The sequence below is a fragment of the Microbacterium panaciterrae genome, from assembly GCF_039541635.1.
Lineage (GTDB): Bacteria > Actinomycetota > Actinomycetes > Actinomycetales > Microbacteriaceae > Microbacterium > Microbacterium panaciterrae.
In genome coordinates, this window is sequence record NZ_BAABGP010000033.1 from 1 (window position 1) to 811 (window position 811).

Annotated in this window: 1 protein-coding gene; it reads left to right on the forward strand. The window is 66.1% G+C overall.

What is annotated here, in order from left to right:
* On the forward strand, positions 1-811 hold an 811-nt coding region (locus ABD882_RS18620), incomplete at both ends, for a LamG-like jellyroll fold domain-containing protein (RefSeq protein ID WP_345188985.1).

The following is an 811-nucleotide window of genomic DNA, read 5'->3' on the forward strand; positions in this document are numbered from 1 at the left end:
GGGCGCGACGGATGTCGCCGGATACGAGTACTGGATCTCCCGATCCGGAGCGACCAGCCCCACCGCGGCCGCCCCTGTCCCTGTCTCGTTGACGAGCGCGCTGCCCGCCTGCCCCACCCAGCAAGGAACAGCAACCTTCGCGTGCGCATCCACGACCACCCTCACGGTCGCACCGATCGATGACACCTCGGTGCTCTGGGTCGCGTCTTACGACACCGCCGGCAACATCTCACCCGCAACCCCGCTCCCCCTCACCGGCAACGGCGGAACCCCCGCCGCCCTCGCGGGAACCGCGAGTTTCCACAGTTGGCCGATGAAGACCCTCACATCCCCCTACCCGTCGGTCATCCCTGACAGCAACATCTCCACCGCGACCGACACCACCGGCCGGAAGAACCTCACCGTCGGCACCGGCACGACCTGGACCACCGGCACGATCCAAACCACCACCAACGTGCCCATGCTCTCCTTCACCGGAACAGCATCCCCCGCGACCACGGTCAGCACCCCCGCCGGCAGTGCCGGAGCAGGGATCGACACGACCAAGAGCTTCACCGCGTCCGCCTGGGTCAAACCCGCCACCAGCACCGGAACACTCACGATCATGGCCCAATCCGGGACCACCCAATCCGGATTCCTCCTCGAAGACGTCGCCGGCACGATCAGGTTCTGCATCCAACCCCAAACCGGCACCACCGGACCAGACTGCGCCATCGCACCGAACGCTTCCCCCGCCGGCACCTGGGTCATGGCCACCGGGATCTGGGATGCCGTGAACCATCAAATTCGAATCATCCTCAACAACATGACC